The 22,600-nt window shown below is 66.8% G+C and carries 22 protein-coding genes; 3 read left to right on the top strand and 19 right to left on the bottom strand.

From position 1 onward, the window contains the following. Nucleotides 1–2: 2 nt before the first annotated feature. From DQG17_RS18925 to DQG17_RS18855, 15 genes are all read right to left on the bottom strand, one after another. Nucleotides 3–575, bottom strand: a complete 573-nt coding sequence (locus DQG17_RS18925; RefSeq protein WP_116134439.1) for an ECF transporter S component — start codon at nt 573–575, stop codon at nt 3–5. Between the two features lie 28 nt (nt 576–603). Continuing rightward, complete coding sequence (locus tag DQG17_RS18920) at nt 604–1,113, bottom strand: PPC domain-containing DNA-binding protein (RefSeq protein WP_116134438.1); 510 nt, start codon at nt 1,111–1,113, stop codon at nt 604–606. After that, nucleotides 1,110–2,543, bottom strand: a complete 1,434-nt coding sequence (locus tag DQG17_RS18915; protein WP_116134437.1) for an NAD(P)/FAD-dependent oxidoreductase — start codon at nt 2,541–2,543, stop codon at nt 1,110–1,112. Before DQG17_RS18915 ends, DQG17_RS18920 begins: the two co-directional genes overlap by 4 nt. Next, nucleotides 2,540–2,809 carry a (2Fe-2S)-binding protein gene (locus tag DQG17_RS18910; protein WP_116134436.1) on the bottom strand — a complete coding sequence of 90 codons (270 nt, stop codon included), beginning with the start codon at nt 2,807–2,809 and terminating at the stop codon, nt 2,540–2,542. Before DQG17_RS18910 ends, DQG17_RS18915 begins: the two co-directional genes overlap by 4 nt. After that, nucleotides 2,806–3,984: an FAD-binding oxidoreductase gene (locus tag DQG17_RS18905; protein WP_116134435.1), complete on the bottom strand. Its 1,179-nt coding sequence runs from the start codon at nt 3,982–3,984 to the stop codon at nt 2,806–2,808. The genes DQG17_RS18910 and DQG17_RS18905 overlap by 4 nt, the downstream gene beginning before the upstream one ends. Nucleotide 3,985: 1 nt before the next feature. Continuing rightward, nucleotides 3,986–4,921 carry an ABC transporter substrate-binding protein gene (locus DQG17_RS18900; protein ID WP_157973687.1) on the bottom strand — a complete coding sequence of 312 codons (936 nt, stop codon included), beginning with the start codon at nt 4,919–4,921 and terminating at the stop codon, nt 3,986–3,988. Between the two features lie 49 nt (nt 4,922–4,970). After that, nucleotides 4,971–5,972 (bottom strand): ABC transporter substrate-binding protein, encoded by a 1,002-nt coding sequence (locus DQG17_RS18895; protein ID WP_116134433.1) that lies wholly within the window; start codon nt 5,970–5,972, stop codon nt 4,971–4,973. 96 nt (nt 5,973–6,068) lie between these two features. After that, nucleotides 6,069–6,839 carry an ABC transporter permease gene (locus DQG17_RS18890; protein WP_157973686.1) on the bottom strand — a complete coding sequence of 257 codons (771 nt, stop codon included), beginning with the start codon at nt 6,837–6,839 and terminating at the stop codon, nt 6,069–6,071. A 52-nt stretch (nt 6,840–6,891) separates the two neighbouring features. Beyond that, the gene (locus DQG17_RS18885; RefSeq protein WP_116134431.1) at nt 6,892–7,695 is read right to left on the bottom strand and encodes an ABC transporter ATP-binding protein; all 804 of its coding nucleotides are present in this window, start codon (nt 7,693–7,695) and stop codon (nt 6,892–6,894) included. After that, the gene (locus DQG17_RS18880; protein ID WP_116134430.1) at nt 7,688–9,220 is read right to left on the bottom strand and encodes an aldehyde dehydrogenase family protein; all 1,533 of its coding nucleotides are present in this window, start codon (nt 9,218–9,220) and stop codon (nt 7,688–7,690) included. Before DQG17_RS18880 ends, DQG17_RS18885 begins: the two co-directional genes overlap by 8 nt. Beyond that, nucleotides 9,220–10,002, bottom strand: coding sequence for an SDR family oxidoreductase (locus DQG17_RS18875; RefSeq protein ID WP_116134429.1), 783 nt, complete (start codon nt 10,000–10,002; stop codon nt 9,220–9,222). Before DQG17_RS18875 ends, DQG17_RS18880 begins: the two co-directional genes overlap by 1 nt. A 216-nt stretch (nt 10,003–10,218) precedes the next feature. Beyond that, nucleotides 10,219–10,884 (bottom strand): GntR family transcriptional regulator, encoded by a 666-nt coding sequence (locus DQG17_RS18870; RefSeq protein WP_116134428.1) that lies wholly within the window; start codon nt 10,882–10,884, stop codon nt 10,219–10,221. Between the two features lie 200 nt (nt 10,885–11,084). Continuing rightward, nucleotides 11,085–11,921: a carbohydrate ABC transporter permease gene (locus tag DQG17_RS18865; RefSeq protein WP_232829506.1), complete on the bottom strand. Its 837-nt coding sequence runs from the start codon at nt 11,919–11,921 to the stop codon at nt 11,085–11,087. Nucleotides 11,922–11,926: 5 nt separating this feature from the next. Beyond that, nucleotides 11,927–12,814 carry a carbohydrate ABC transporter permease gene (locus tag DQG17_RS18860; RefSeq protein WP_116134427.1) on the bottom strand — a complete coding sequence of 296 codons (888 nt, stop codon included), beginning with the start codon at nt 12,812–12,814 and terminating at the stop codon, nt 11,927–11,929. A 61-nt stretch (nt 12,815–12,875) separates the two neighbouring features. Further along, nucleotides 12,876–14,216: an extracellular solute-binding protein gene (locus DQG17_RS18855; protein ID WP_116134426.1), complete on the bottom strand. Its 1,341-nt coding sequence runs from the start codon at nt 14,214–14,216 to the stop codon at nt 12,876–12,878. A gap of 237 nt (nt 14,217–14,453) precedes the next feature. On the opposite strand from DQG17_RS18855, the gene DQG17_RS18850 reads away from it, so the two are divergent. From DQG17_RS18850 to DQG17_RS18840, 3 genes are all read left to right on the top strand, one after another. Beyond that, the gene (locus tag DQG17_RS18850; protein WP_116134425.1) at nt 14,454–15,068 is read left to right on the top strand and encodes a GNAT family N-acetyltransferase; all 615 of its coding nucleotides are present in this window, start codon (nt 14,454–14,456) and stop codon (nt 15,066–15,068) included. 371 nt (nt 15,069–15,439) lie between these two features. Further along, nucleotides 15,440–16,507, top strand: a complete 1,068-nt coding sequence (locus DQG17_RS18845; protein ID WP_157973685.1) for an ROK family protein — start codon at nt 15,440–15,442, stop codon at nt 16,505–16,507. Beyond that, the gene (locus DQG17_RS18840) at nt 16,504–18,225 is read left to right on the top strand and encodes a GH116 family glycosyl hydrolase (RefSeq protein WP_198666206.1); all 1,722 of its coding nucleotides are present in this window, start codon (nt 16,504–16,506) and stop codon (nt 18,223–18,225) included. Before DQG17_RS18845 ends, DQG17_RS18840 begins: the two co-directional genes overlap by 4 nt. Nucleotides 18,226–18,319: 94 nt before the next feature. Here the strand turns inward: DQG17_RS18840 and DQG17_RS18835 are convergent, their stop codons facing one another. The 4 genes from DQG17_RS18835 to DQG17_RS18820 form a co-directional block, all read right to left on the bottom strand. Then, nucleotides 18,320–19,564, bottom strand: coding sequence for an ROK family transcriptional regulator (locus DQG17_RS18835; RefSeq protein WP_157973684.1), 1,245 nt, complete (start codon nt 19,562–19,564; stop codon nt 18,320–18,322). A gap of 143 nt (nt 19,565–19,707) precedes the next feature. After that, entirely contained in the window at nt 19,708–20,517 is an 810-nt protein-coding gene (locus tag DQG17_RS18830) for a carbohydrate ABC transporter permease (RefSeq protein WP_116134422.1), read from the bottom strand. Next, a complete protein-coding gene (locus tag DQG17_RS18825; RefSeq protein ID WP_116134421.1) occupies nt 20,514–21,380 on the bottom strand; it encodes a carbohydrate ABC transporter permease in 867 nt (288 codons plus the stop codon). Before DQG17_RS18825 ends, DQG17_RS18830 begins: the two co-directional genes overlap by 4 nt. A gap of 70 nt (nt 21,381–21,450) precedes the next feature. Then, the coding region (locus DQG17_RS18820; RefSeq protein ID WP_157973683.1) for an ABC transporter substrate-binding protein at nt 21,451–22,600 on the bottom strand (1,150 nt) is incomplete at its 5' end.

Below are 22,600 nucleotides of genomic sequence, written 5' to 3'. Positions count from 1 at the left end.
GATCAGACCTTCGAGTGGGCGAAGAAGGCAAAGCCCGAACTGAACCGCAGGGGCAGACGCTTGACGATCAGCCAGGCCAGCAGACAGGTCAGGATCTTGTCGGCAAGGTTCTGCACGAGGTTCGCGATGGCGACGGACCGGACCAGTTCGTGGCCGACCGCGACCAGATAGGCGGTGGCGAAATCGGTGCCGGCGCCGGTGACGCCGCCGAACATGTAGACGATGATCGGGATCGCCACGATGGTCGAGATCACCCCGATCACGGCGCCCGCTGCAACCGTCATCCCGATCGAGCGGAACCAGCCGATCCGGGCAAGCCAGCCGGCAAGCAGGCCGACCACCATCGAGACCGGGAAGAATGCCGCCGCGGTCGGGTCGGACACCAGCCCCCAGATCAGGTTGGTCAGAACGCCGGTCAGCGCGCCGGCAATCGGCCCGGCAAGGATGGCGACCAGCACCGTGCCGACCGCGTCGACATAGAGCGGCAGTTTGACCCAGACGGCAATCTGGCCCACGACGACGTTGATGACGATGGCGACAGCCATCAGCACCAGGGTTCGGGTATCGAGTCTCATGTCGTTTTGTCCCTTTGTTTCTTGAAGGTCATTCTGAAACCTCTTGATTGCCGCTGTGTCCCGCGGGCCGGATCACCAGTTCGGGATAACCCGAGCGGTCGCAGTGCTCTCGGGTGAAGCCGACGTCGTCGAGCACCAGAAGCACGATTTCGAGTGTCGTATAGACACGACACCCAAGCATCATGTGGCCGCCGATCACCCGTCCGTCGCCGTCCGAGATCGACAGATGCACATGGGCGCCGCCCTCTGCGGGTTCGGTCGCGCCATTCAGCGCCTCGCCCGGGGCGGCGCATTCGAGCGTGCCGATCAGCGAGACGACCTCGAAATGCCCCTCGAGCCAGGTTGCGTCGGGCTGGTTGGCAAAGCGGATCGCGGCCTGGGTCAGCGAGCCGACGGACGAGGCGATGGCGGCGGCGGCAATGCCCTCTGCCACCACGAAGTCGATCAGGCTGCCCAGCACCTCGTCGCCGGGGCCGAGGCGCAGGGCGACGAAGCGGCCTTGGCTGTAAAGCGGGTTGGCTGGTTCGGATCGGGTCATGTGCTGCCCCTTTCGGCGGCAAGGGCTGCGCGAACGACCGGCAGCGGGGTGGGCCTGAGCGGCAGGTGCGGACGGTTGAACCCCGCCGCCTCGGGTCGGGTTCCGGCGCGCCGCAATTCGGCGGCAATGGCGGCACCGCAGATCCGGCCCTGACACGGGCCCATGCCGGCGCGGGTCCACATCTTGACCGCGAAGGTCTCGCGCGCGCCATCGGCGACGGCGGCGCGGACCTCGGCGAGGGTGACATCCTCGCAGCGGCACAGGACCTCGTCCGGGGCGAGGTCGAGCGGCAGGTCCGGCAGCGGCGGGTAAAGTGCGGCAAGCCCGCGGGCAAAGCCGCGCGCCGCGGCGAGTTCGGCGGCCAGAGGCGCGACAATCGCCGCATCGGGTGCCGCACGGCCGAGGGCGGCGGCTGCGGCATGGGATCCGGCGATCCGCCCGGACAGGCGCGCAGGACTCGCCCCGCCGATCCCCGACACCTCGCCCGCAGCATAGAGCCCGGGGCGCGAGCTTGCCCCTGTCGCGGGATCGACGATGCAGTGCCAGCCGCCAAGGGCAGGATCGAAGCCATGGTCAGCCCCGAGCGCCGCCGTCACGTCGGTCACCGGCTGAAAGCCATAGCCGATGGCCAGCGTCCCGACCCCCTCGATCCGCTGCACGCGGGCGGGATCGGGGCGGCCGGAGGCGTCGATGGGCGCGATCTCCACCGCCTCCAGCCGGTCCTTGCCAAGCGCGCGGGTGACGATATGGCCGAAATGCCGTTCGGCCCCGCTGCGGCGCAGATCGCGCAGCAGGCCAAACGCTTCGGCGAGCTTTCGCAGATGCCGCGCCAGCAGGCGTGCCGTGGCGCGCGGGTTCGGGCGCCTGTACTCGACGAAGTGGGCAAGCGGCTGGCCCGCCTTGGCGAAGGTCTGCGCGACCGCCATCAGGAACGGCCCCGATCCCGCCAACACCGCCTTGCCCGGCACCGGCAGCGCCCCGGTGCCGGTCTTGAGCAGCCTTTGCGCGGCCCCGGCGCCGATGACACCGGGCAGCGTCCAGCCGGGAAACGGCAGCGGCCGCTCCATCGCGCCCGAGGCGACGACAAGGGTTGTGGCACGGATCGACAGCGCCTCGGCTCCCGCCTGACAGGCACTGAGGCAATAGCCGCCATCCTCCGTCCCCGCGACCCAGAAGACCTCGGTCCGGGTCAGGATCTCGACACCCGCCGACCGCGCGGCCCGGGCCGCATCGCGGCCGGACAGAACCTGCGGGGTCTGGGCAAAGCGGCTCTCGGGCTGGGTCGGCTGCATGTGATACTGCCCGCCCGCGGCCGCGAAAAGATCGAGGCAGACGACCCGCGCCCCGCCCTCGGCCGCCGCCCGCGCCGCCGCCAGACCGCCCGGGCCGGCGCCGATCACCGCGACATCGACGTGCAGCCGCGCCGTCATGAACCTGCCCCCGGTCCCGTCGCGGTGCGGATCTTCATCCCCTCGCGCGCGGTTTCAAGACAGGCGCGCGCCGGGCGGCCATCGACCTCGACCATGCATTCAAAGCAAAGCCCCATGCCGCAGAACATGCCGCGGGGTGCGCCCGCCCGCGGGCTTGCGCGCCAGCCGGGCGCACGGGCGGCCAGCAGGCTGGTCAGCGGCAGGCCCTCGGCACAGCGGCTTGGCACACCGTCGAGGATCACGCCGATGGTCCGGTCTTCGCTCATGCCACCTCCCCGAACCGGGCCGGATCGTAAAGGCGGCCGGCCTGTTCGATCAGCGCATCGGGCAGGCTCGCCCCGCCGCCGATGCGGCCTGCCATGTAGCGGCCAAGCATCAGGGCCCGGCAATAGCCCGAGCCGTTGTCGCCCGCGCAGACCCACAGCCCCGCGACGGGCAAGGGACCGGCCAGAAAGCGGTGATCGGGCGAGACCGCCTCGAACCGCACCCAGGAGCGCAGAAGCTCGATCTGCGCCAGCGCCGGGAACAGCCGCAGCAGCATGTCGATCGATTCGACCACAAACCCCGGCGGCACCTCGCGGATCTGGTCCTTTGCCTCGGGCGGGGTGGCGGTGGGCGCGGTGACAGTGTTGAACAGGATCTGGCCGCTCTGCGCCTGCTGGATCTGGGTGTAGCCGCTGTTGACGCCGCCCGCATCCTCGACCGCGCTGATGACCCGGCGCAGGGTGTCGGGCGGCTGGCGGACCGAGGCGAGGCATTGCGCCTGCCGTGGCACCAGCGGCAGCGCAACGTTGGCCATTGCTGCCAGATTGGCGGTCCAGGGGCCTGCGGCCAGCACGACATGGGCCGCGGCAATCCGCTCGCCGCTTGCCGTCTGGACGCCCCGGATCCGGTCATCCTCGACCGTCAGGGCGGTGATGGGTGTATGTTCAAAGGCGCGGGCCCCCTTTTCGCAGGCACGCCGCAGCAGGGTTCGCGCGGCCAGAAACGGGTTCACGGTCGCGGTGTCGGGCGCGAAGGTCGCGGCGACGATGGGGCCGGTCAACAGGGGTTCGACCTCGCTTGCCTCGGCCGGGGTCAGCATGCGGCAGTCGGCACCAAGGGCGCGTTCTTCCCGCACCCAGGTCTCGCCGCTTGCCACGTCGCGCGGATCGAGGATGAAACCGATCTGGCCCTGCGCCCGGTATTCGAACGGATTGCCGGTATCCGTGGCAAGATCGCGCCACAGCCCGCAGGCCGCGCGCATCAGATCGTATTCCGGCAGCCCGTGCATATGCGCGCCAATCCCCGCCAGACTGCCGCCGGTGACCGCACCGCCGAAGGATTTCGCCTCCACCACCACGGGCGCCAGGCCGGCCTCGGCCAGCGCGAGCGCCGTCGCCAGCCCGACGACGCCGCCGCCGACCACGATCACCTCAGCCGTGCGGGGAAGCGCGCTCATCTCAGGCCCCTGCAGACCAGTCGGCGCGGCGGAAACCGGCGGGGGCTGCCTGCCAGAAGCCGGGGCAGATCAGGCCGTCGGTGTCGGGCGCATGGCCTTCGACCTCGGACAGCGCCTGTGCAGCGCGCGCCATATGGGTGGGATCGGGATAGCCGAGCCCGTGGCTCAGTGTCGCCCCGCAGAGCGAAAGGCGCCGGATCGCGGCCAGTTGGGCCGTTTCCTCGGCGCGGGTGCGGTCGGGGCGGGCGTCAAGGCAGGCGGCAATCGCGCGCTCGGGGTCGGTGAAGGCAATGGTCCAGCCTTCGAGAACAGCATCGACCACGGCCTGCACCACCTCGGGCTCGTCCCGGCACAATGCGGCCGAGGCGATCAGCCCGTCCTTCAGGATGCTGCAGCCCGAGGTCCTGGCGTCGAAGATCACCAGATCCTCGGCCGGGATCTGGCGTTCGACCTGATGAAGCTCGTGATAGCTCGTCATCTGGCCGGTCGCGATCTCGCCCGCGAGGAAGGGGCCGGTGGTGTCGGGCATCTCGATCCGGGTTACGGCGCCATCGGGCAGACCGGCGGATTTCAGCATCCAGCGCAGTTCCAGATCCTCGTGCCCCGGCCACACCCCGGCCGACCGGCCCGCCAGATCGGCAAGGGTCGAAATGCCGTCGCCGCGGCGGGCAGGATAGACCAGCGGGCTTTCCTGCTGGATGGTCAAAAGCCACCGCAGCGCTGCGGGATCGGCGGATTCGAGCATATGCGCCGGGCTTGCCACCGCCATTTGCGTCTTGCCCGCCAACACCGCGCCGACATGCTTGTTCGAGAAATCCAGACCCTCGCAGACGATTTTTACGCCTGCGGGCCGCGCAAGGCCAAGCGCCTCGGCCAGAAGATAGCCGGCGAACTGGGCCTGCTTGTGCCAGAGCAGGCGGATGCGGATTTCCCTCATGGTCTCTTTCCAGGTCCTGGCGGCCGGGCCCGAAGGCCCGGAGCGTGGGTCAGTTGCAGTCGATCTTGCGATATTCGGCGGGGGCGGCATCGACAAAGGCGTTGGTGAAGGCCTTCGACAGATCGATCGAGGTGTCGATCAGCTTTGCGTCGAGCAGGATCTTTTCGGCGGTTTCATAGTCGGCCAGCGCGCTTTCGCCGAACTTGCCCTCGAGCGTGGGGCCCGCGCAGGCAATCTGCTTCATCGCCTTGATCTGGTCGATCTGGAAGTCGCGGTCGAGTTCGGAGTTGTACTTGACCATGATGTCGGCGGCGGCCTCGGGGTCGGCAAAGGCCTCCTGCCAGCCGCGCAGCGAGGCGGTGACGACCTTCTGGACCACGTCGGGGTTGTTGGCGATCTCGTCCTCGGTGGTGAAAAGCCCGCCCGAGATCAGTGCCGAGTCGTAATCCGAGGGGTCGAAGAACACCAGATCCTCGGGGGTATAGCCGTTCTGATAAACGAGCAGCAGCTCGTTATAGAGCGTCACCTGCATCACGTCGTAATCCTTGTTCAGCCAGCTGACGATGTCATAGCCCTGACTGACCAGATCGACGTCGGTCTGTTTGACGCCTGCATTGTTCAGCATCGCCAGAAATTCATGTTCGTCGCCGCCGAACCACAACCCGACCGAATGGCCCGGCATGTCGGCCAGCGTCGCGATGCCCGCATCTTTCGGCGCGACATAGGTGGTGGCCGATTTCTGGCCCCACTGGCTGACCATGACCAGCGGCACTTCGTTGGCGCGGGCGGCGATCAACTGGTTCGGATGGCCGATCCCGAAGGTGTCGACACCGGTTGCGACCATGATCGCGGGTTTCAGGTCGGGTCCGGCGGGGCGCAGTTCGAGCTCGACGCCGGCGTCCTTGTAATAGCCCTTGTCCATGGCAAGGATCGGGCCGGCGAACTGGCCCTGGATCACCCATTCGAGACGCATGGATTCCGCAGAGGCCGTGACGGTGCAGGCGAGCGTCATTGTCGTGGCGATCGCCGAGAGGAAGACTGTCCTGTTCATCGTGCTCACTTTCAATATCTCTGTTGGTCCTGTCGTGTCGTCGTCTCCGGGCCGTTCGGCCCGGGTCTTTGGAGCGCTGCCCTCAGGGCGGCGCGGTCAGCGGCCCGGATCCATCGAGGCGTGCCAGGGGACAAAGACCCGCTCCAGCGCCGCGACGATCAGGAAAAATACGATACCCATCAGCGCCGACAGCAGCATCGCCGCCCAAAGCCGCGGCATCGCCATACTCCGGTACGACGTCATTATGACAAAGCCGAGACCGCGGTCGGCCTGCACGAACTCTGCCACGATGGCGCCGATCACCGAGAAGGTGACATTCAGCTTCAGCCCGACAAAGACATAGGGCAGCGCGCTTGGCAGCCGCATCTTGAAGAATGCCTGTGTCGGGGTGGCGGCGGCGATGTGAAAGACATCCATCACCACCCGGTCATAGCTTTGCAGCCCCTTCATCATGTTCAGCGCAAGCGGGAAGAACGACAGGAAGGCTGTGACGGCGATTTTCGAGCCGATGCCATGGCCGAACCAGATGATGATGATCGGCGCGATGGCGACGACCGGGATGGTGTTGGCGGCGATGATATAGGGCAGGAAGCCGCGGGCAAGAAAGCGCGAATAGGCGAATGCGGTGCCGATAAGCGCGCCAAGCGCCGAGCCGATGACGAACCCCGCCATCGCCTCGAAGGCGGTGATGCCGGCGTGATAGAGAAGCGTATTGCTGCCCTTGATGAAGGCGCCCAGAATCGACGAGGGCGCGGGCAGGACATAGGTCTTGATCCCGAAGGCATGGCAGGCCCATTCCCAGAACGCGATCAGCACCACCAGAACGACGATGGGCGGCCCTGCCTCCTCGACCAGCCGAAGCACCATGCCAGCGCGTCTCGCGGCGGGAGCGGTCTTGGACAATGGCTGAGACATAGGCTCAGACATGGGCATAGCCCCGTTCCAACGCGCTGTTGCCGAGCCGCACGAGATCTTCATAGTCCGGCAGATCGCGGGTCTGCAGCCGGCGCGGCCGCGGCAGCCTGTCTTCCAGAATGCGCGAGATCCGGCCCGGCCGCGGCGTCATCACCACGATCCGGTCCGACAGCAGCACCGCCTCGCGGATCGAATGGGTCACCAGCACCACGGTCACACGCGTCACTTCGTGGATGTGCATCAGCTCCAGGTTCAGCCGGTCGCGGGTGATCTGGTCGAGCGCGCCAAAGGGTTCGTCGAGCAGCAGGAGCCGCGGCTTGGTCGAAAGCGCCCGGGCAATCGCGGCGCGCTGGCGCATCCCCCCCGACAACTGGCGCGGATAGGCGCCCTCGAAGCCGGTCAGCCCGACCAGATCGATCAGCTCGCGCGCCTGCGCCTCGCGATCCGCGCGCGGGGTGCCGCGCAGTTCGAGCGGCAGGGCGACATTGGCGAGGATGGTGCGCCACTCGGGCAGGGCCGGGTCCTGAAACACAAAGCCGATCCGCCGGTCCAGCCGCTCGGCCCGCGGCGCGCGGCCATCGAGCAGCACGGTGCCGGACGTCGGGGCCAGAAGATCGCCCAGAACCCGCAGCAGCGTGCTTTTCCCGCAGCCCGACGGCCCGATCAGCGAGACGAAGCTGCCCCGCTCGACCTGCAGATCGACATTCGACAGCGCGTTCACGGCCCGGTCGCGCGACCGATAGACCAGCGACAGGTTCCGGACATCGACCGCAGGCATCGCGGTGTCGCGCAGCGCCGGTTCAGCCATAGCGGTCGCCTCCGGCAAACCAGTCGGCAAAGTCCGGCGCGGTGCGCACCGTGACTGATCCCTTGATCAGATAGCCGAGCAGCGCGTCCCAGCCGTTTTCGTGGCCATAGCCGCTTTCGCCCGATCCGCCCCAGATCGACCGCGGGTCGTTCTTGTGGTGATCGTTGATCCAGACCACGCCGGCCTTCAGCCGGTCGACGACGCGATGCGCCAGCAGGATATCGCGGGTCCAGACCGAGGCGCCAAGCGCGAAGGGTCCGGCGTTGGCAAGCGCTATGGCCTCGTCTTCGGTGTCGAACGGGGTGACCGAAACGACGGGGCCGAAAACCTCGTCGCAGAACAGCGACGCATCCGGCGGCACGTCGGCAAAGACGGTGGGGGGCACAAAGAAACCGCCCGCAAGCTGGCCCGGCAGATCGGGCAATTCGCCGCCCGCGATCAGCCGCAGCCCGGCATCGCGGGACCGGGCGACATAGCCCATGCAGCGGTCGCGCGCCTCGGCCGAGATCACCGGGCCGATATCTGTCGCCATCTCGGCCGGATCGCCCTGCCGCAGGGCGCGCACCCGGGCGCCGAGCCGGTCGAGGAACGCCTCATAGACCGGCCGCTGCACCAGGAACCGGCTGCCCGAGACGCAGGTCTGCCCGGCGGCCACGAACCCGGCAAACAGCGCGCCCGCCACGGCCTCGTCAAGATCGGCGCTGTCGAACACGATCACCGGGGTCTTGCCGCCGAGTTCCAGCGTGCAGGGCACCAGCCGTTCGGCGGCGGCAGCGGCCACGCGCTTGCCGGTCGCCGTGCCACCGGTCAGATCGATATGCGCGACATGCGGATTGGCGACGAGCGCCGCGCCGGTCGCACCGCCGCCCGTCACCACGTTGATGACGCCCGCGGGCAGGCCCGCCTCGATCGCCCAGTCGGCCAGCAAAAGCGGCGTGACCGGGGCAAGCTCAGACGGTTTCACCACCACGGTGTTTCCCGCGGCGAGCGCTGCGCCAAGCTTCTTGGTCAGGATCAGGATCGGGTGGTTCCAGGGCGTCAGCAAGGCGCAGACCCCGCGGGGACGATACCGGGTATAGGTCAGGAACCCGCCCTTGACCCGGTTCGAACCGCCTTCGAGGCCAAGTGCTATGCCCGCGAAATACTCGAGCCATTCCGGGATGCGCGACATCTGTGCGCGCATCTCGCGGATCGGCCGCCCGGTGATTGCGGCCTCGAGCGTGGCAAGGTCCGTCATGCGTGCGCGCACGATCTGCGCCAGCGCCCGCAACAGCCGTCCGCGTTCGTCGCTGTCGAGCGCCGACCATGTGGCAAAGGCCCCGGCCGCCGCATCGCAGGCCGCGGCCACGTCGCCCGTGTCCGCCTCGGCCACGCTCCAACCCGCGGCCCCGGTCGCCGGTCGCAGAACCTCGCGCCGCGCCATCGACCGGGCCGCGGTCCAGACACCGCCGATGTACAGCGGAAAGTCCTGCCAGGGCGCCGGATCGAGCGAGGGCTGGAACGGGGATGACGGGGCCGGGGACATCAGATGATCGACGCGCGCGAGGCGATGCCGCCATCGACGGTAAAGATGGTACCGGTGGTATAGGCGGAGCGGTACGAGGCGAGGAACGCCATCAGATCAGCAATCTCGCGCACCTTGGCGGGGCGTTTCAGCGGATAGGTCGCCAGCAGTTCCTCCCACCGGCTTTCGTCGTTGTACCAGTCGAGCGCGCGGCGGCGCAGCAGCTTGTAGATGCGCGAGGTATCGACGGGCCCGGGATTGACCCCGACCACGCGGATATTGTCGTCAAGGCTGCGGGCGCCAAGCGCGCGCGTGAAGGCCATCAGACTGGCATTGCCGGTGGTGCCGGCGATGTAGTCGGGATCAAAGCGTTCGCCCGCATTGCCGATGTCATTGATGATCACGCCGCCGCCTGCCTCTTTCATCTTCCGATAATAGACGCGGCACATGTTGATGTAGCCGAAAATCTTCAGATCCCAGTTCGCGCGCCAGCTTGCATCGTCGGAGGAAAACAGATTGCCGCCCGGGATCACGCCCGCGTTGTTGATCAGCACGTCGACATCGCCCACCGTCTCGGCCAGCCGGATCGGGGCCTCGCCCCCGGTCAGGTCCATGGGATAGACGGAAACCACCGCGCCATGGTCGTTGCGCAGGCGGGTTGCCACTGCCTCGAGCCTTTCGGCATTGCGGGCGGTCAGATGCAGGATCGCGCCCTCTTCGGCAAATACCTGCGCCACGCCTTCGCCGATGCCTTGCGAGCCACCGGTGATCAGCACGCGCTTTCCGTTGAGTCCGAGATCCATGCAACGTCCTTTCGAAGGGGCGTTCGGCCCGCCATGGCGGTCAAGCTCAGGTGCGACCGCCTTCGCACAATGAATACAAGACGATCATGCTGTGTATACAAGAAAATCCGGCCACGCCGCATTTCGTTGCAGTATCAAGGCGGCTCCTTGTGCAAAGATAACGGGAAGTGCCCGATATTTGGACTTAAATGACGCGGAGGGGGCCGGAGTCCCGGACTAGAGCCTCAGATTGTGCGCCAGGCTGATCACGTCTTCCGACAGGATCGAGACATGATCGCGCATCGCCGTCGCGGCGGCCTCGGCATCGTTGCCGCGGATCGCATTGATGATCGTCAAGTGTTCCGCCATGGCCGTCTGGGTGCGGCCGGGATTGAAGGTGATGACCCGCCGATAGGGCGAGAGGCGGCGATTGATCCGGAAGATCTCGGTTTCGAGCGTCTGGTTGCCCGACGCGTGCCAGATCGCGCCGTGAAAGCCGTTGTTGGCGTCGAAATATTCCTGGGCAGTGCCCTTCTGCGCCTTTTCCTGACACAATTCATGCAGTTGCACGATGCGCGTCCGGTCGCCGGCGTTGGCACGGCCGCAGGCGAGACGGACGGCGACGGCCTCCATCTCGGCCACGACTTCGAACATCTCGAGGACTTCCGATACGCTCGGGCGGGCGACAGTTGCGCCGACACGCGGTCTGATGTTCACGAGGCCGATGGAGGCAAGCGCGCGCAGCGCCTCGCGCACCGGCGTCCGCGAGGTCGAAAGCCGTTCGGCCAGCATCACTTCGTCGAGCTTGTCGCCGGGCCGCAGCCGCCCGTCGACGATGTCGCTTTCGATAACAGATTGAATCGAGGCTGAAAGAGTTGTTGCCGGCGGCGATTCAAGCTGCATTTCAATAACCTGTTCCCGCCCAGTTGACGGGCTGGTTCGATGGGACGCGACCTTTGGCCGTGAAGGGGTGGCGTTGCATGGCGATCAACGACGATGTGTACACAATCGCCTCGGCAGAGGGAATCATGAATTGTGCCCTTAACGGGCAGCCATGCGGACGGCGATCGGGGTCCGGTCCGTGCCTGTCGCCCGGCCGACGCCTATTTGGTGGCGCCGGCGGTCAGGCCTTCGATGAACTTCCGCTGGAAGATCAGATAGATGACGATGATCGGGGCGATGACCAGCACCGCACCGGCGGTCAGCACCGGGGTATTGACCGTGTAGCGGCCCTGAAAGAACAGCATCCCGAGCGGCATGGTCCGATAGACGTCGTCGTTGACCAGCACCAGCGGGATCAGGAACTCGTTCCAGGTCCAGATGAACAGGAACAGCCCCAGCGACGAGATTGCGGGCTTCAGCAGCGGGATGATGACCCGGCGCAGGATCATGCCGCGCGGCGCACCGTCCAGCATCGCGGCCTCCAGCACCTCCTTTGGCAACTGCTGCATGGCAAGCGACATGAACAGCGTGGCAAACGGCACCGACATCGCGATCTGCGGCAGGATCATCGCGGCATAGCTGTTCAGCAGCCCGAGGAACCGCATCTGGTAATAGAGCGGGATGATAAAGGCCTCGGTCGGGACCATCATGCCGATGGTCAGCACCGCAAAGGTCAGCCGCTTGAACGGGAACGAGAGGAAGGCAAAGGCGAACCCGGTCATCAGCCCCAGCACGACACTGACGGCGACCACAGGGATCACCACGATGATCGAGTTCCAGAAATAGATCCCGAAATGCCCGTCGACCCAGGCGCTGACATAATTCTCGAAATGCGGGGTCTCGGGCAGCACGAAGGCGCCGCGGAACAGGTCCTTCTTGCTTTTCAGCGAGGTCAGCAACAGCAGGCCGAAGGGGATGACCGTCATCAGGGTGAAGAGCCACATGACGATGCGAAAGCTCAACGCCTTCATCGCGCGAGAGGTGGAGGCGGTGACCATCGGCGTTAGACTCCGTCCGCGGGACGCACGAAGCGATGGACCGCGTAGTTGACGATGAAGATGAGGATGGCGCCGATAATGGCGACCGAGGCCGCATAGCCGTAGCGGCCGAGCTGAAAGCCGAGTTCGTACATGTAGATGTTCGGCACCAGCGTCGCGTTGGCCGGCCCGCCGCGGGTCATGGTGAAGATCAGATCGAAGCTCTTGATCGAGGCGATGATCGTCAGCAGCAGCACGATACGGATCTCGGGCAGAAGCAGCGGCAGGGTGATGCGGCGGAAGATGTACAAGGACCCCGCACCGTCGACGCGGGCGGCCTCGAACACCGAATCGTCCAGCCGCTGCAGGCCGGTGAGGAAGATCACCATGCAGAAGCCGAAGTAATACCAGGTGGCGACGATGCCGACCGCCGGCAGGGCAAAGTTGAAATCCCCAAGCCACGGCAGCGCCAGCGCGCCAAGGCCGAGGCCCTTCAGGATCTGGTTGATCGGGCCGAAGGCGGGATTGTAGAGCCACTGCCAGATGATGCCCAGAACCGCCGAGGGCATGATATAGGGCATGAACAGCAACGTGCGGATCGCCAGTTGCTCGCGCGACTTGATGGCACTGACGATCGAGGCAAGCGCGACGCCGATCAGCAAGGGCAGCACGCAGTAGAAGAACATCAGCATTGCGTTGTTGCGCAGCGCAATCCCGAAATAGGGATCGCCGAAAAGCTCGATATAGTTCTTGAACCAGACGAATTTCGGGGCGCTGATCCCGTTCCATTCGGTGAAGCCCAGGACCGCCGCGGCGATGATCGGGCCAAGCACGAATGTGGCATAGAGGATCAGACCCGGCAGCAGGAAGATCAGGTTCTTGCGTGCCGGCGCATCAAGGACAGAGCTTTTCATTGCGGTTCCTAGTCAGGTCCGCGGCCGTCCGGGACGGCCGCGGGAGGTCAGGGTGTGCGGATCAGTTCTTGCTCGCCAGATAGCCGGCATAGTCGGTGTCGAGCATGCCGATGAACTCTTCCGGTGTCTGGCGACCGGCCAGCAGCAGGGGCATGTTGTCGTCGATGGTCTTCAACATCGTCGGGCTTGCCCAGTCGGGGTAGTGGCCGATGGCGTCGTTGGCATTCAGGGTCTTCCACATGGCGACCCCTTCGGTGAGCAGCGGCGCCAGGTCGACATCGGCGTCGTCGGGCAGCGTGGTCGAGGGCAGATAGCCGGCATTGGCCCATTCAATCGCGGCCTCGGGCGAGACCATGTAGTCGATATAGGCGCCGGCGAGATCGCGCGAGGCGTCGTCATCCGCGATCGAGGTGATCGCCCAGGCCAGATCGACGCCGCCGACGGACAGCGGGGCGCTGATGCCCTCGGGCGCCGGGATCGCCATGAAGTGGATATCGGGGTTGATCTGCATGTCACCGAAATACCAGGTGCCCGAGGTCATGAACGCGGCCTGACCGGCAATGAACAATTGCACCGCGTCATCGCCCGAAATGCCCTGAAAGCCGTCGGTGAAATAGCCGTTCTCGGCCCAGTCCTGCATCAGCGTGGCAGATTCGAGGTTGCCCGGCGTGTTCCAGGAGCCACCGCGGCCATAAACGAGATCGTCAAGCTGGGCGCGGTCCGAGGCATCGATATGGGCCTGGCTGACAGCGGCCAGAAGGTGCAGCGCGAGGTGCTGCTTGGCGGTGCCCATGGCAATCGGCGTCTGGCCCGAGGCCTTGACCTTGTCGAGCGCGGCAAGGAAATCCTCGAAGCTGGTCAAAGGCAGCTCGACGCCGGCATCTTCAAGGACCTTCTGGTTGTAGTAGAGCCCGACGATCTCGGCGAGGCCCGAGATGCCATAGGTGGGGCCGGTGCCGAACTGGCCGTCTTCCGACCAGCGGTCGCGCGCCAGCAGCGAGTCGGACTGACGCTCGGCCCAGCCATATTCGGCAATATAATCGTCGACCGGCAGCAGCAGGCCTTCCTGGGCCATGGTGCCCATGTCCTTGGCGCCCTGGTTGACCTTGGTCACGATCGGGCCGTCGCCGGCGGACACCGCAAGCTTCAGCGTCAGCGCGAGATCGTCAAAGGTCCGCTGCGTGCGCTGGATCTTGACGTCCGGATGCGCCGCCTCGAAATTCTTGTTCAGGCTTTCCATGACGGCGACCTGGCCCTCATAGGAATAATCGTCCCAGACCGGCAGATCTGTCGCGGCCGCCGCATGGCCCAGCATCATCGAGGCCGTCATCGCCGCGGCGGTGCCGGTCATTACGCCGGCGCGCCGCGCCCTCGCGGCATTGGTTCGGAAGCTGTGAAGCATTATCTAGCCCTCTTGGAGTTGGATGTTGGAATATTTAGCACCTGTATAACGGTCGAACCGCTGCTCGCGGGTGGCGATCTTCGCCGGGATTGTCGCGCCCGACGAGACCCCTGTGCCGATGCGACGGCAAGGGAGGCGATTGGCCCCTGTCGCCCGGCGCGTCCTCGATCTATTGATAGGTCCGGTTGCCGCGCCGCTGCCCGATTCCCGATCGCCACACGAACGAAAGCGACAGACATGATCCCGGCCCCTTCCGGACTTTCCATCCGTCCCGCCGTCGACACCGACATCGACGCGCTGTTCGAGATCTGCCTGCGGACCGCCGCAGATGGCACCGACGGCAGCGCGCTGTTCAGCGATCCGCGGCTGCCGGGCTACATCTGGTCGGTGCCCTACGCGAGGTTCGAGCCCGATTTCGCCTTTGTTCTGGCAGATGGCGCGCGCGCCATCGGCTATGTGATCGGAACCCCCGATACCGAAGCCTTCGACCGCCGTCTGGCCGCCGACTGGTGGCCGGACATCCGCGCGAAGGTCGCGGGGATGGTGCCGACCCGGCCGCGCGACGCGATGGCGCTGTCGCGTATCGCCAGCCCCGAGGCCAGCGAACCCTGGCTGCTGGCCGAGTATCCGGCGCACATGCACATCAACATCCTGCCCGATGCGCAATCCTCCGGCTGGGGCAAGCGGATGATCGAGACCGAGCTTGCCGCGCTGAAGGCGCATGGCGTGGCGGGCGTGCATCTGGGCGTCAGCCCGGCGAACGACCGTGCCAAGGGATTCTATCGCCACATCGGGTTCGAGGATATCAGCCGCGATGGCCATGTGCTGTTCGGCATGAAATTCCGTACCTGACCCCGGCGCGCGCCCGGGCCATCCGCCCGGGTCCCCGAACCTCATACCGTTGAAACCGGCGCGACCGTCCTGTCCGGGCTCGCCCTGCGCCACCGTTCCGGCTGGAACGGGCGCGGGGGCCCTGATGGCTTGAACGCTGGCCGCCTGCCTCACCCGAAAATTCCTCCGCCTGCCAGAGTCACAGGCCGCCGGCACCGCGCGGTGCCGGCGTGGCCGCCCGCGGAATCGGCAAGTTTGTCTGGGATCAAATCTATCACGGGACGTACTTTCGCAAAGATGTCACGGGACGGTACAAATCGCCGATGCCATTTGTCAAGCTGGTAGACAAATGCTGGCGCATCTTCAATTCGTGGTTGCAAAGACCGGCCGGGATGATCTATCTAATTCGTCAACAGACCGAACAAAATGAGGGCACCGTGCAGACGGGCGATCATCAAACGGGCACGTGTTTCGATCCCCCGGCGATCTCCGGTGCCGTTCCGGGCACCGGCTCCCATGCCGATGCCCAGGCCATCGGGCTCGACATTGGCGGCACCAAACTGCACGCGGGCACGACGACGCCCGGGGGAAGTTTCGGACACGAGCTGCTGGAGCCGACTGCCGCCGCCAGCGAGGATCTGGTCTTTGCCCAGATCGTGAAGACCATCGCGACATTGCGCGACGCCCGCCCGACCGCGGCCGTTGCAATCGGGGTGCCGGCCTCGGTCGATCAGGCGCAGGGCACGCTGGAATTGTCGCCCAATATCCCCTTCACGCCCGACCGTCCCCTGGGCGAGGATCTGGGAATTGCGCTTGGCATGCCGGTGATCCTCGAAAACGACGTCAACCTCGCCGCCCTCGCCGAGGCCCGGCTTGGGGCTGGCCGGGGGCTCGATCTGGTGTGCTTTCTGTCGTTCGGCACCGGCGTCGGCCTCGGGCTGGTGTCGCGGGGCCGCATCCTGCGCGGCGCCAGCGGCCGCGCGGGCGAGATCAGCTATCTGCCCGTCGCCGCCGACGCCGCAGCCGAGGCGGCGGTCTCGGAGGCCGGACAATTCGAGGACCGGGTCGGCACGGCCTCGCTGCGCGCGCGCTACGGCAAGGACATGCCGGACGTCCGCACCCTGTTTGCGCGTGCCGACGACGGCGACCGCGCTGCCGCGGCGGCGATTGCCGAGACCGCGGCCGACGCCGCGCGCGGGCTTGCCAGCCTGCAGGCGATCCTCGATCCCGACCTGATCGTGATCGGCGGCGGCATCGGCATGCAAAGACGCTTTTACGACCGGATGCGATCCGAGGCGGAACGGCTCCTGCCATTCTCGCTTGCGGTGGCGCAGGCATCGCTGGGGCCGGCCGCCGGAATGATGGGCGCGGTGGTCCTTGCCTCGGACCTGGCCGGCCTTCCCCTGCCGCGGCCGGCGTCGGCGCCGGCCCCGACCGACACCACCGGAGTTGCCACGTGACACCCGAATTCGACATTCTGCCATTGCAGCCCCAGCCCGACGGCCGGTTGCGCGCGCCGGTCCCGGTGCTTCTGCCCTTCATGGCGCCGCGGCTGCAGGGCGATCTGCACCCGGACGGCAAGCTGACGCTGTCGCTTTGGGGTGCGGGGCATCTGTCGACCCTGTCGCTCGATCTGCCCGAGGCCGAGGTGTTCTATACCCCGAACCGGGCCGAATGGCCGGGTGGCGGGCTCTATGTCGCGCAATCGAAGCCGGTTGTTCTGATCCTGGGCGCGGCGTTGAAACGCGCCGCCGCGGCCCGCCGCGGTGCCTGGTGGAGCGCGCCCGAACCTGCCCGCCCGGCCGAGCGGAAAGGCGCGCGCCGGATCCTGCGCACCGCCTGGGGCGTGACGATCATCGAGACCACGGACGAGGGGCTGCGCGTCGCCGCCGGTGACAGCGAGGCCGAGGCCGGGGCGGCGCTTGAGATGAGCGCCGATGCGATCCGGCAGGAGGCCGCGGAATATGCGGCACGCTGCGATGCGGCCCCGGGCGCCGATCCGCTGATGCGGACCATGGTCGCGCAAAGCCTGCATGCCGGGCTTTCGAGCATCCGCCGGGATTCGGCCGGTGCATTTGCCGGCCTTGCCGCCGGGCAATCCTATTCCGCGCCGGCCCGCACCTATTACCGCGATGGCTACTGGACGCTGCAGATCCTGCTCGACCGCGAACCCGAGATCGTCGCGGCACAGATCGAGCTGCTGGCCCGCGGCCTGCAACCCGATGGCGAGGCCCCGAGCGGGGTGATCCTGACCGGCGATGCCCAGGCCGAACGCTGGGAGAAGGTGCGCCAGAGCCATCCGAAGATCGTCATCGAACACCTGCGCCCCGGCGACTGGTGGTCGGACCACTTCGACAGCCCGCTGTTCTTCGTGCTGACCGTCGCCGATTATGTCGACGCGACCGGCGATCGGGCGCCGCTCGACCGCCATTGGGACAAGATCGCGGCGATCTATCGGCGCTATCGCGGGTTTGACAAGCACGGCAACGGGCTGCCCTATAAGCCGAGGAACGACCGCGACTGGGCCGACAACGTCTATCGCCACGGCTATGTCAGCTATGACATCGGCCTCTGGATCGGCGCGCTCGACGCCATCGCCCGGCTTGGGGCGGGCCGCGATCCGGTGCTGGCGGAGGCCGCGAAGGCGACCGCGGCGCAGGCCCGCGCATCGCTTGACGGCGAGTTGCTGACCGAGGCCGGGTATTACGCGGATTACGGCGACAAACGGGATTTCCGCGAGGATCACCTGACGCTCGACAGCCTGACCCTGTTGCGCTACCGCGCCGTCGGCCCGGACCGTGCAAAGGCGGTGCTGGCGTGCGCACGCGAGATGCTCGAGACCCGGAACAACCCCGAGCAGCCCTATGGCGATTGGGGCGTCATGTGTGCCTGGCCGCCCTTCGCCCGCCGTGCGGACACGCGCGAGAAGACGATCTTTGCCTATCGCTATCACAACGGGTCCGACTGGCCCTATCTGACCGGCCTTTATGCCGAGCAGCTGGTCGACCACGAGGCCGGCGATCCGACCTATGCGCTGACCCGCTGGTGGCGCACCTGCCTTGAAAACGGCTGGTGCGGCGCGCTCGAGTATTTTGCGCCGCCCTGGGGCCGCGGCTCCTTGCTTCAGGGCTGGTCGGCCATGCCGGCCCATGTCTGGTTATCCCGCAACGGGCGCTGATCCTCTCCCAACAGCGCAGTCCCGACGGGATTCAGGCCGCCAGCGTCCACCCCCGCTGGCGGCCACCTTTTTTTCGGATCGCAGGATCGGGGGATTACTCCGCGCCTGTGGCGGCTGTGCCATTCGTGGTGTCCCCGGACCCCGCCTGCGGCACCGGCCAGGGCAGGTCCAGAAGCTGCGGGCCGGTTTGCGGCGAGAAGACCTGATTGAACATCCCGGTCAGCGCCAGATAGGTCGCGCCCGTCACCGTCGCCTGCAGGCCGAGCGATCCGCGCACCAGATGGACCGGACGCGCGGTCCGGCGCATCAGTTCCGCCTCGAGCCTGTCAAAGACCGAGGGCACCAGCCCCAGAATGCCGCCGACCACGATGACCGCGGGATCGAACATCGCCTGAACCGACAGCACCAGCAGCGCGCCAAGCTCGCCGATCCGCCCCTGCGCGGCAAGGGCCTCGGGCGCCCCGGCGTCGACCGCCGCGGCAAAGCGCCGGACGGTGGCGGCGGTGCCCTCGGGATCGAGGAAATCGGCCAGCACAGACCGGACGCCGAGCGAGCGTTCCAGCGCGCCGCGGGCAATCGAATCGGGCTCCAGACTGTCCGAGCCGATCGGCAGATAGGATACCTCGCCCGCCGCCCCGCTGGCGCCGCGCAAAAGCTGCCCGCCGGCCACCAGCCCCAGCCCGATGCCGGTGCCAAGTGCGACATAGGCCGCGAAGTCGGCATTGCGGGCCTCGCCCTGCCAGCGCTCGCCGACGATGGCTGCGTTCACGTCGTTCTCGACCGTCACCTCGCAGCCAAGCCCCTCGCGCAGCACCGCACCGAGGTTGATCCCGGTCAGCGACGGCAGGTTCGGCGCCATCGCCAGCTGCCCGGTCGCGGGATTGATCGCGCCCGGCGTGGCAAGGCAGGCATGGCGCAGGCGGCGGCCGTCTCCGGCCTCGGCGATCAGCGTGTTGGCCCGATCCATGATCTCCTCGACCAGCCTGTCCGAGCGCAGGCTGTCGGTGCGCAGCTCGCGCGCGGCAAGCGGCGCGCCGAGCACATCGGTCAGCGCCAGCTTGACCCGGGTCGCGCCAACGTCGAGCCCGAGGACCGCCCCGGCATGGCTGTCGATCTCGTAGAGGATCGCAGACCGGCCAAGCCGCCCGGTCGTCGTCCCTACATCGCGCACCCATCCCGCCGCTTCGAGCGATTTCATCACTTCGGACATGGTCTGCTTTGACAGGCCGGTGTCCTTGGCGAGATCGGCACGGGATCTTGCGCCGCGAATGAGGATGTTCATGGCCGACCGGACCGAGATCTGGCGCAGGTTCGGGGGCAAATTCTCGTCGTCGCGCATACAACCGCTCCAGGTCCCGCCACGGTGCCCCATCGGCAGGCCGTCACATTGTTCCTCCGGCATTTATGTCCGGGGAGCATCGGCCATCAAGGCGCGAATCATCGCTCCGCCGGCGCCATGGCCGCAGCGACACGGCGGCAGCGCTATTTCAGGCCGCCGGCGAGCCCCGTGACCAGATGCCGCTGGAAAAACGCCAGGATCGTCAGGATCGGCAGCGAGGCGACAAGGCCGATGGCCATCAGCCGGCCCCAGAAGGTTTCGTCCTCGGTGATCAGGGTGGCGATATAGGTGGGCAGGGTAAAATGCGACGGCGTCTGGATGAACAGCAGCGCATAGGCGAATTCGTTCCAGGCAAGGATCGTCAGCAGGATGAAGGTGGCGGCAATCCCCGGTGCCATGATCGGCAGCACGATGGTCACAAGACGATAGCCAAGGCCCGCCCCGTCCATCACCGCCGCCTCCTCATAGCTTGGCGCGACATCGCGCACGAAGCCGAGCAGCATCCAGATCGCGAACGGCAGGGTATAGACCTGATAGACTAGGATCAGCCCGCCGAGCGTGTCGAGCAGATGGACCCCGCGCAGCACCTGATAGAGCGGAATGGCCAGAACCAGCGGCGGCGCCAATTTGACCAGCAGCACGAAGACCAGAAACGCCTTGTCGAGCCGCGCGGGCAGGCGCATCCGCACCAGCGCATAGGCGGCGGGAAATCCCGCCAGCAGCGACAGGATCGCGGCGCCTGCGGTGACGATCAGCGAATTCATCACCTTGCCGAGGATGCCGTCGGCGGCGATCTGGCGGAAATGCTCGAGGCTCGGCGCATGGGGCAGGATCGAGATCGAGGTCGAGACATATTCCCCCGGCGGCTTGAACGAGGTCATCACCATCCACAGGATCGGCCAGAACAGGATAACCGTCACGGCCCAGATCATCGCGATCCGCAGCCGGCTCATGCGCGGCCCCCCCGCAGGATGCTGAGCGCATAGACCGCCGCAAGTCCGCCCGCGATGGCCACCATGATCATGGCAACGGCCGAGGCCATGCCGATCTCGAAAAACCGGAAGCCGAGGCGATAAAGGTACATCGACAGCGTCTCGGTCGCCTGACCCGGGCCGCCGCCGGTCAGCGCAAAGACCTTGTCGAAGATCTTGAAGCTGTCGATGGAGCGCAAAAGCCCCGCCAGCAGCAGATGCGGCAGCAAAAGCGGCAGGGTGATGGTCAGCAGCATGAAGGGCGGCGAGGCGCCGTCCATCCGCGCGGCCTCATAGATCTCGGGGTCGATGCCGCGCAGCCCTGCGAGCAGGATCAGGAACACGATGGGCGTGGTCTGCCACAGGTCGATCAGCACCAGCGAATAAAGCGCAAGGTCGGGCTGGAACAGCCAGGGCACGGGATCGAGCCCCATCGCGCGCAGCAGGTTGTTGAGATAGCCGAGGTCATAATGCATCCAGGCGCTCCAGATCGCCGTGACCACCATGGTCGACAGAACGAAGGGCGCCACCAGCAGCGGAATGACGACGGATCGGCCCGGAAACGGGCGGTTGACCATCAGCGCCAGCGCAAGGCCAAGCGCCAGTTCGCTGAGGGTCGCAAGCAGGGTGAACTGGACGGTATTCCGCGCCGCGCGGGTGAAGAAACGGTCGCTGAACAGGTCCTGATAATTGCGCAGCCCGACGAATTTCGCGCCCTCGAACCCGTATTCGGTCGAAAAGAACGACAGCGCGATGCCCCGGCCCAGCGGATAGAGCGTCAGGAACGCCAGTATCGCGACAGCGGGCAGGATCAGCAGCAGGGCCTGATTGCGGGACCGGGTCATGGCGCACTTTGACAAAGGAAGGAAGGCGCGGCGGGGTCACCCGCCGCGTGGTCGGCTGTATCGCGGGCGCTCAGTCTTCCAGCGCGCGGGCGACCTTGCCGTTGGCTTCGGCCAGCGCATCCTCGGGCGTCATCTCGCCGATCAGGGCAAGCTGCAGATAATCGCCCATGATCGCCTCGATCTTCGACCAGGCGGCCGTGCGCGGACGCGGCTGCGAGGCCTCAAGCGCGGCGATCTGCGCGGGATACCAGCGATAGGCGGCAACCACCTCGGGGTCGGCATAGACCGAGGCGCGGGTGGGCGGCGTGCCGACCTCGAGCGCCAGGGTCTTCTGCATGTCGGCCGAGGTCAGGAAGGTCAGGAAATCGCGCGCGACCTCCTGACGTTCCGAGGCGGCGGGGATGGCGACAAGCCAGGCGCCAAGCATCGGCTTCGGCCCCTCGGTCTGACCGGGGGCTGCCATGATCTCGATCTCGCCCGCGACTTTCGAGACCGCGGGATCGTCCATCGAGGGCACCCAGGCAGGCCAGACCTCCATCGCCATGGCGGCGGTCCCGGTCTGGATCGCGTCGCGCACTTCGGTCGCGTCATAGGTCGCGACGCCCTTCGGCGCGTATTTGGCCAGATCGAGGAACATCTTCAGCGCATCGACCGCCTCGGGGCTGTCGAGCCCCGCCTTGCCCTCGGGCGTCACCACATGCCCGCCATAGGCCCAGAGCACCGGCAGGAAGCCCGTCACAATCGGGTTGGCCTTCTTGCCGCGGAATACCACGCCCGAAACCCCGTCGCCCGCCTCGGAAATCGTCTTCGCTGCGGCCAGCGCGTCGGTCCATTTCTCGGGGCGGTTCAGCCCGTGCTTTTCGAACAGCGCCCGGTTGTAGGCGAAGAGTTCCACGTTGCCGACAAAGGGCAGGGCGTAATAGGTGCCGGTGCCGACCGGATAGCGCGACACCGCGCGGGCGGGCGCGACGAAATCCTCGTCGATACCCGCGCCCAGATCGGCCAGCCAGCCCTTGGACATGAATTCGGGCGCCCAGGGGTCGTCCATCATGATGACGTCATAGGCGGGCGACTTTTCGCGCATCGCGATGGTCACCTTTTCCAGCAGGCCGCCGCCGGTCAGCTCCAGCCGCTCGACCTCGACGTCGGGATGGGCCTTGGTATAGGCCGCGACCGCAACTTCGAGCGCCTTGCCGTATCCGCCATCGCGGCCGGCAATC

The organism is Tropicimonas sp. IMCC34043, assembly GCF_003390845.1.
Taxonomy (GTDB): domain Bacteria; phylum Pseudomonadota; class Alphaproteobacteria; order Rhodobacterales; family Rhodobacteraceae; genus Tropicimonas.
Note: the sequence above shows the minus strand (reverse complement) of the source record. Positions and strands in the feature narration are given on the sequence as shown.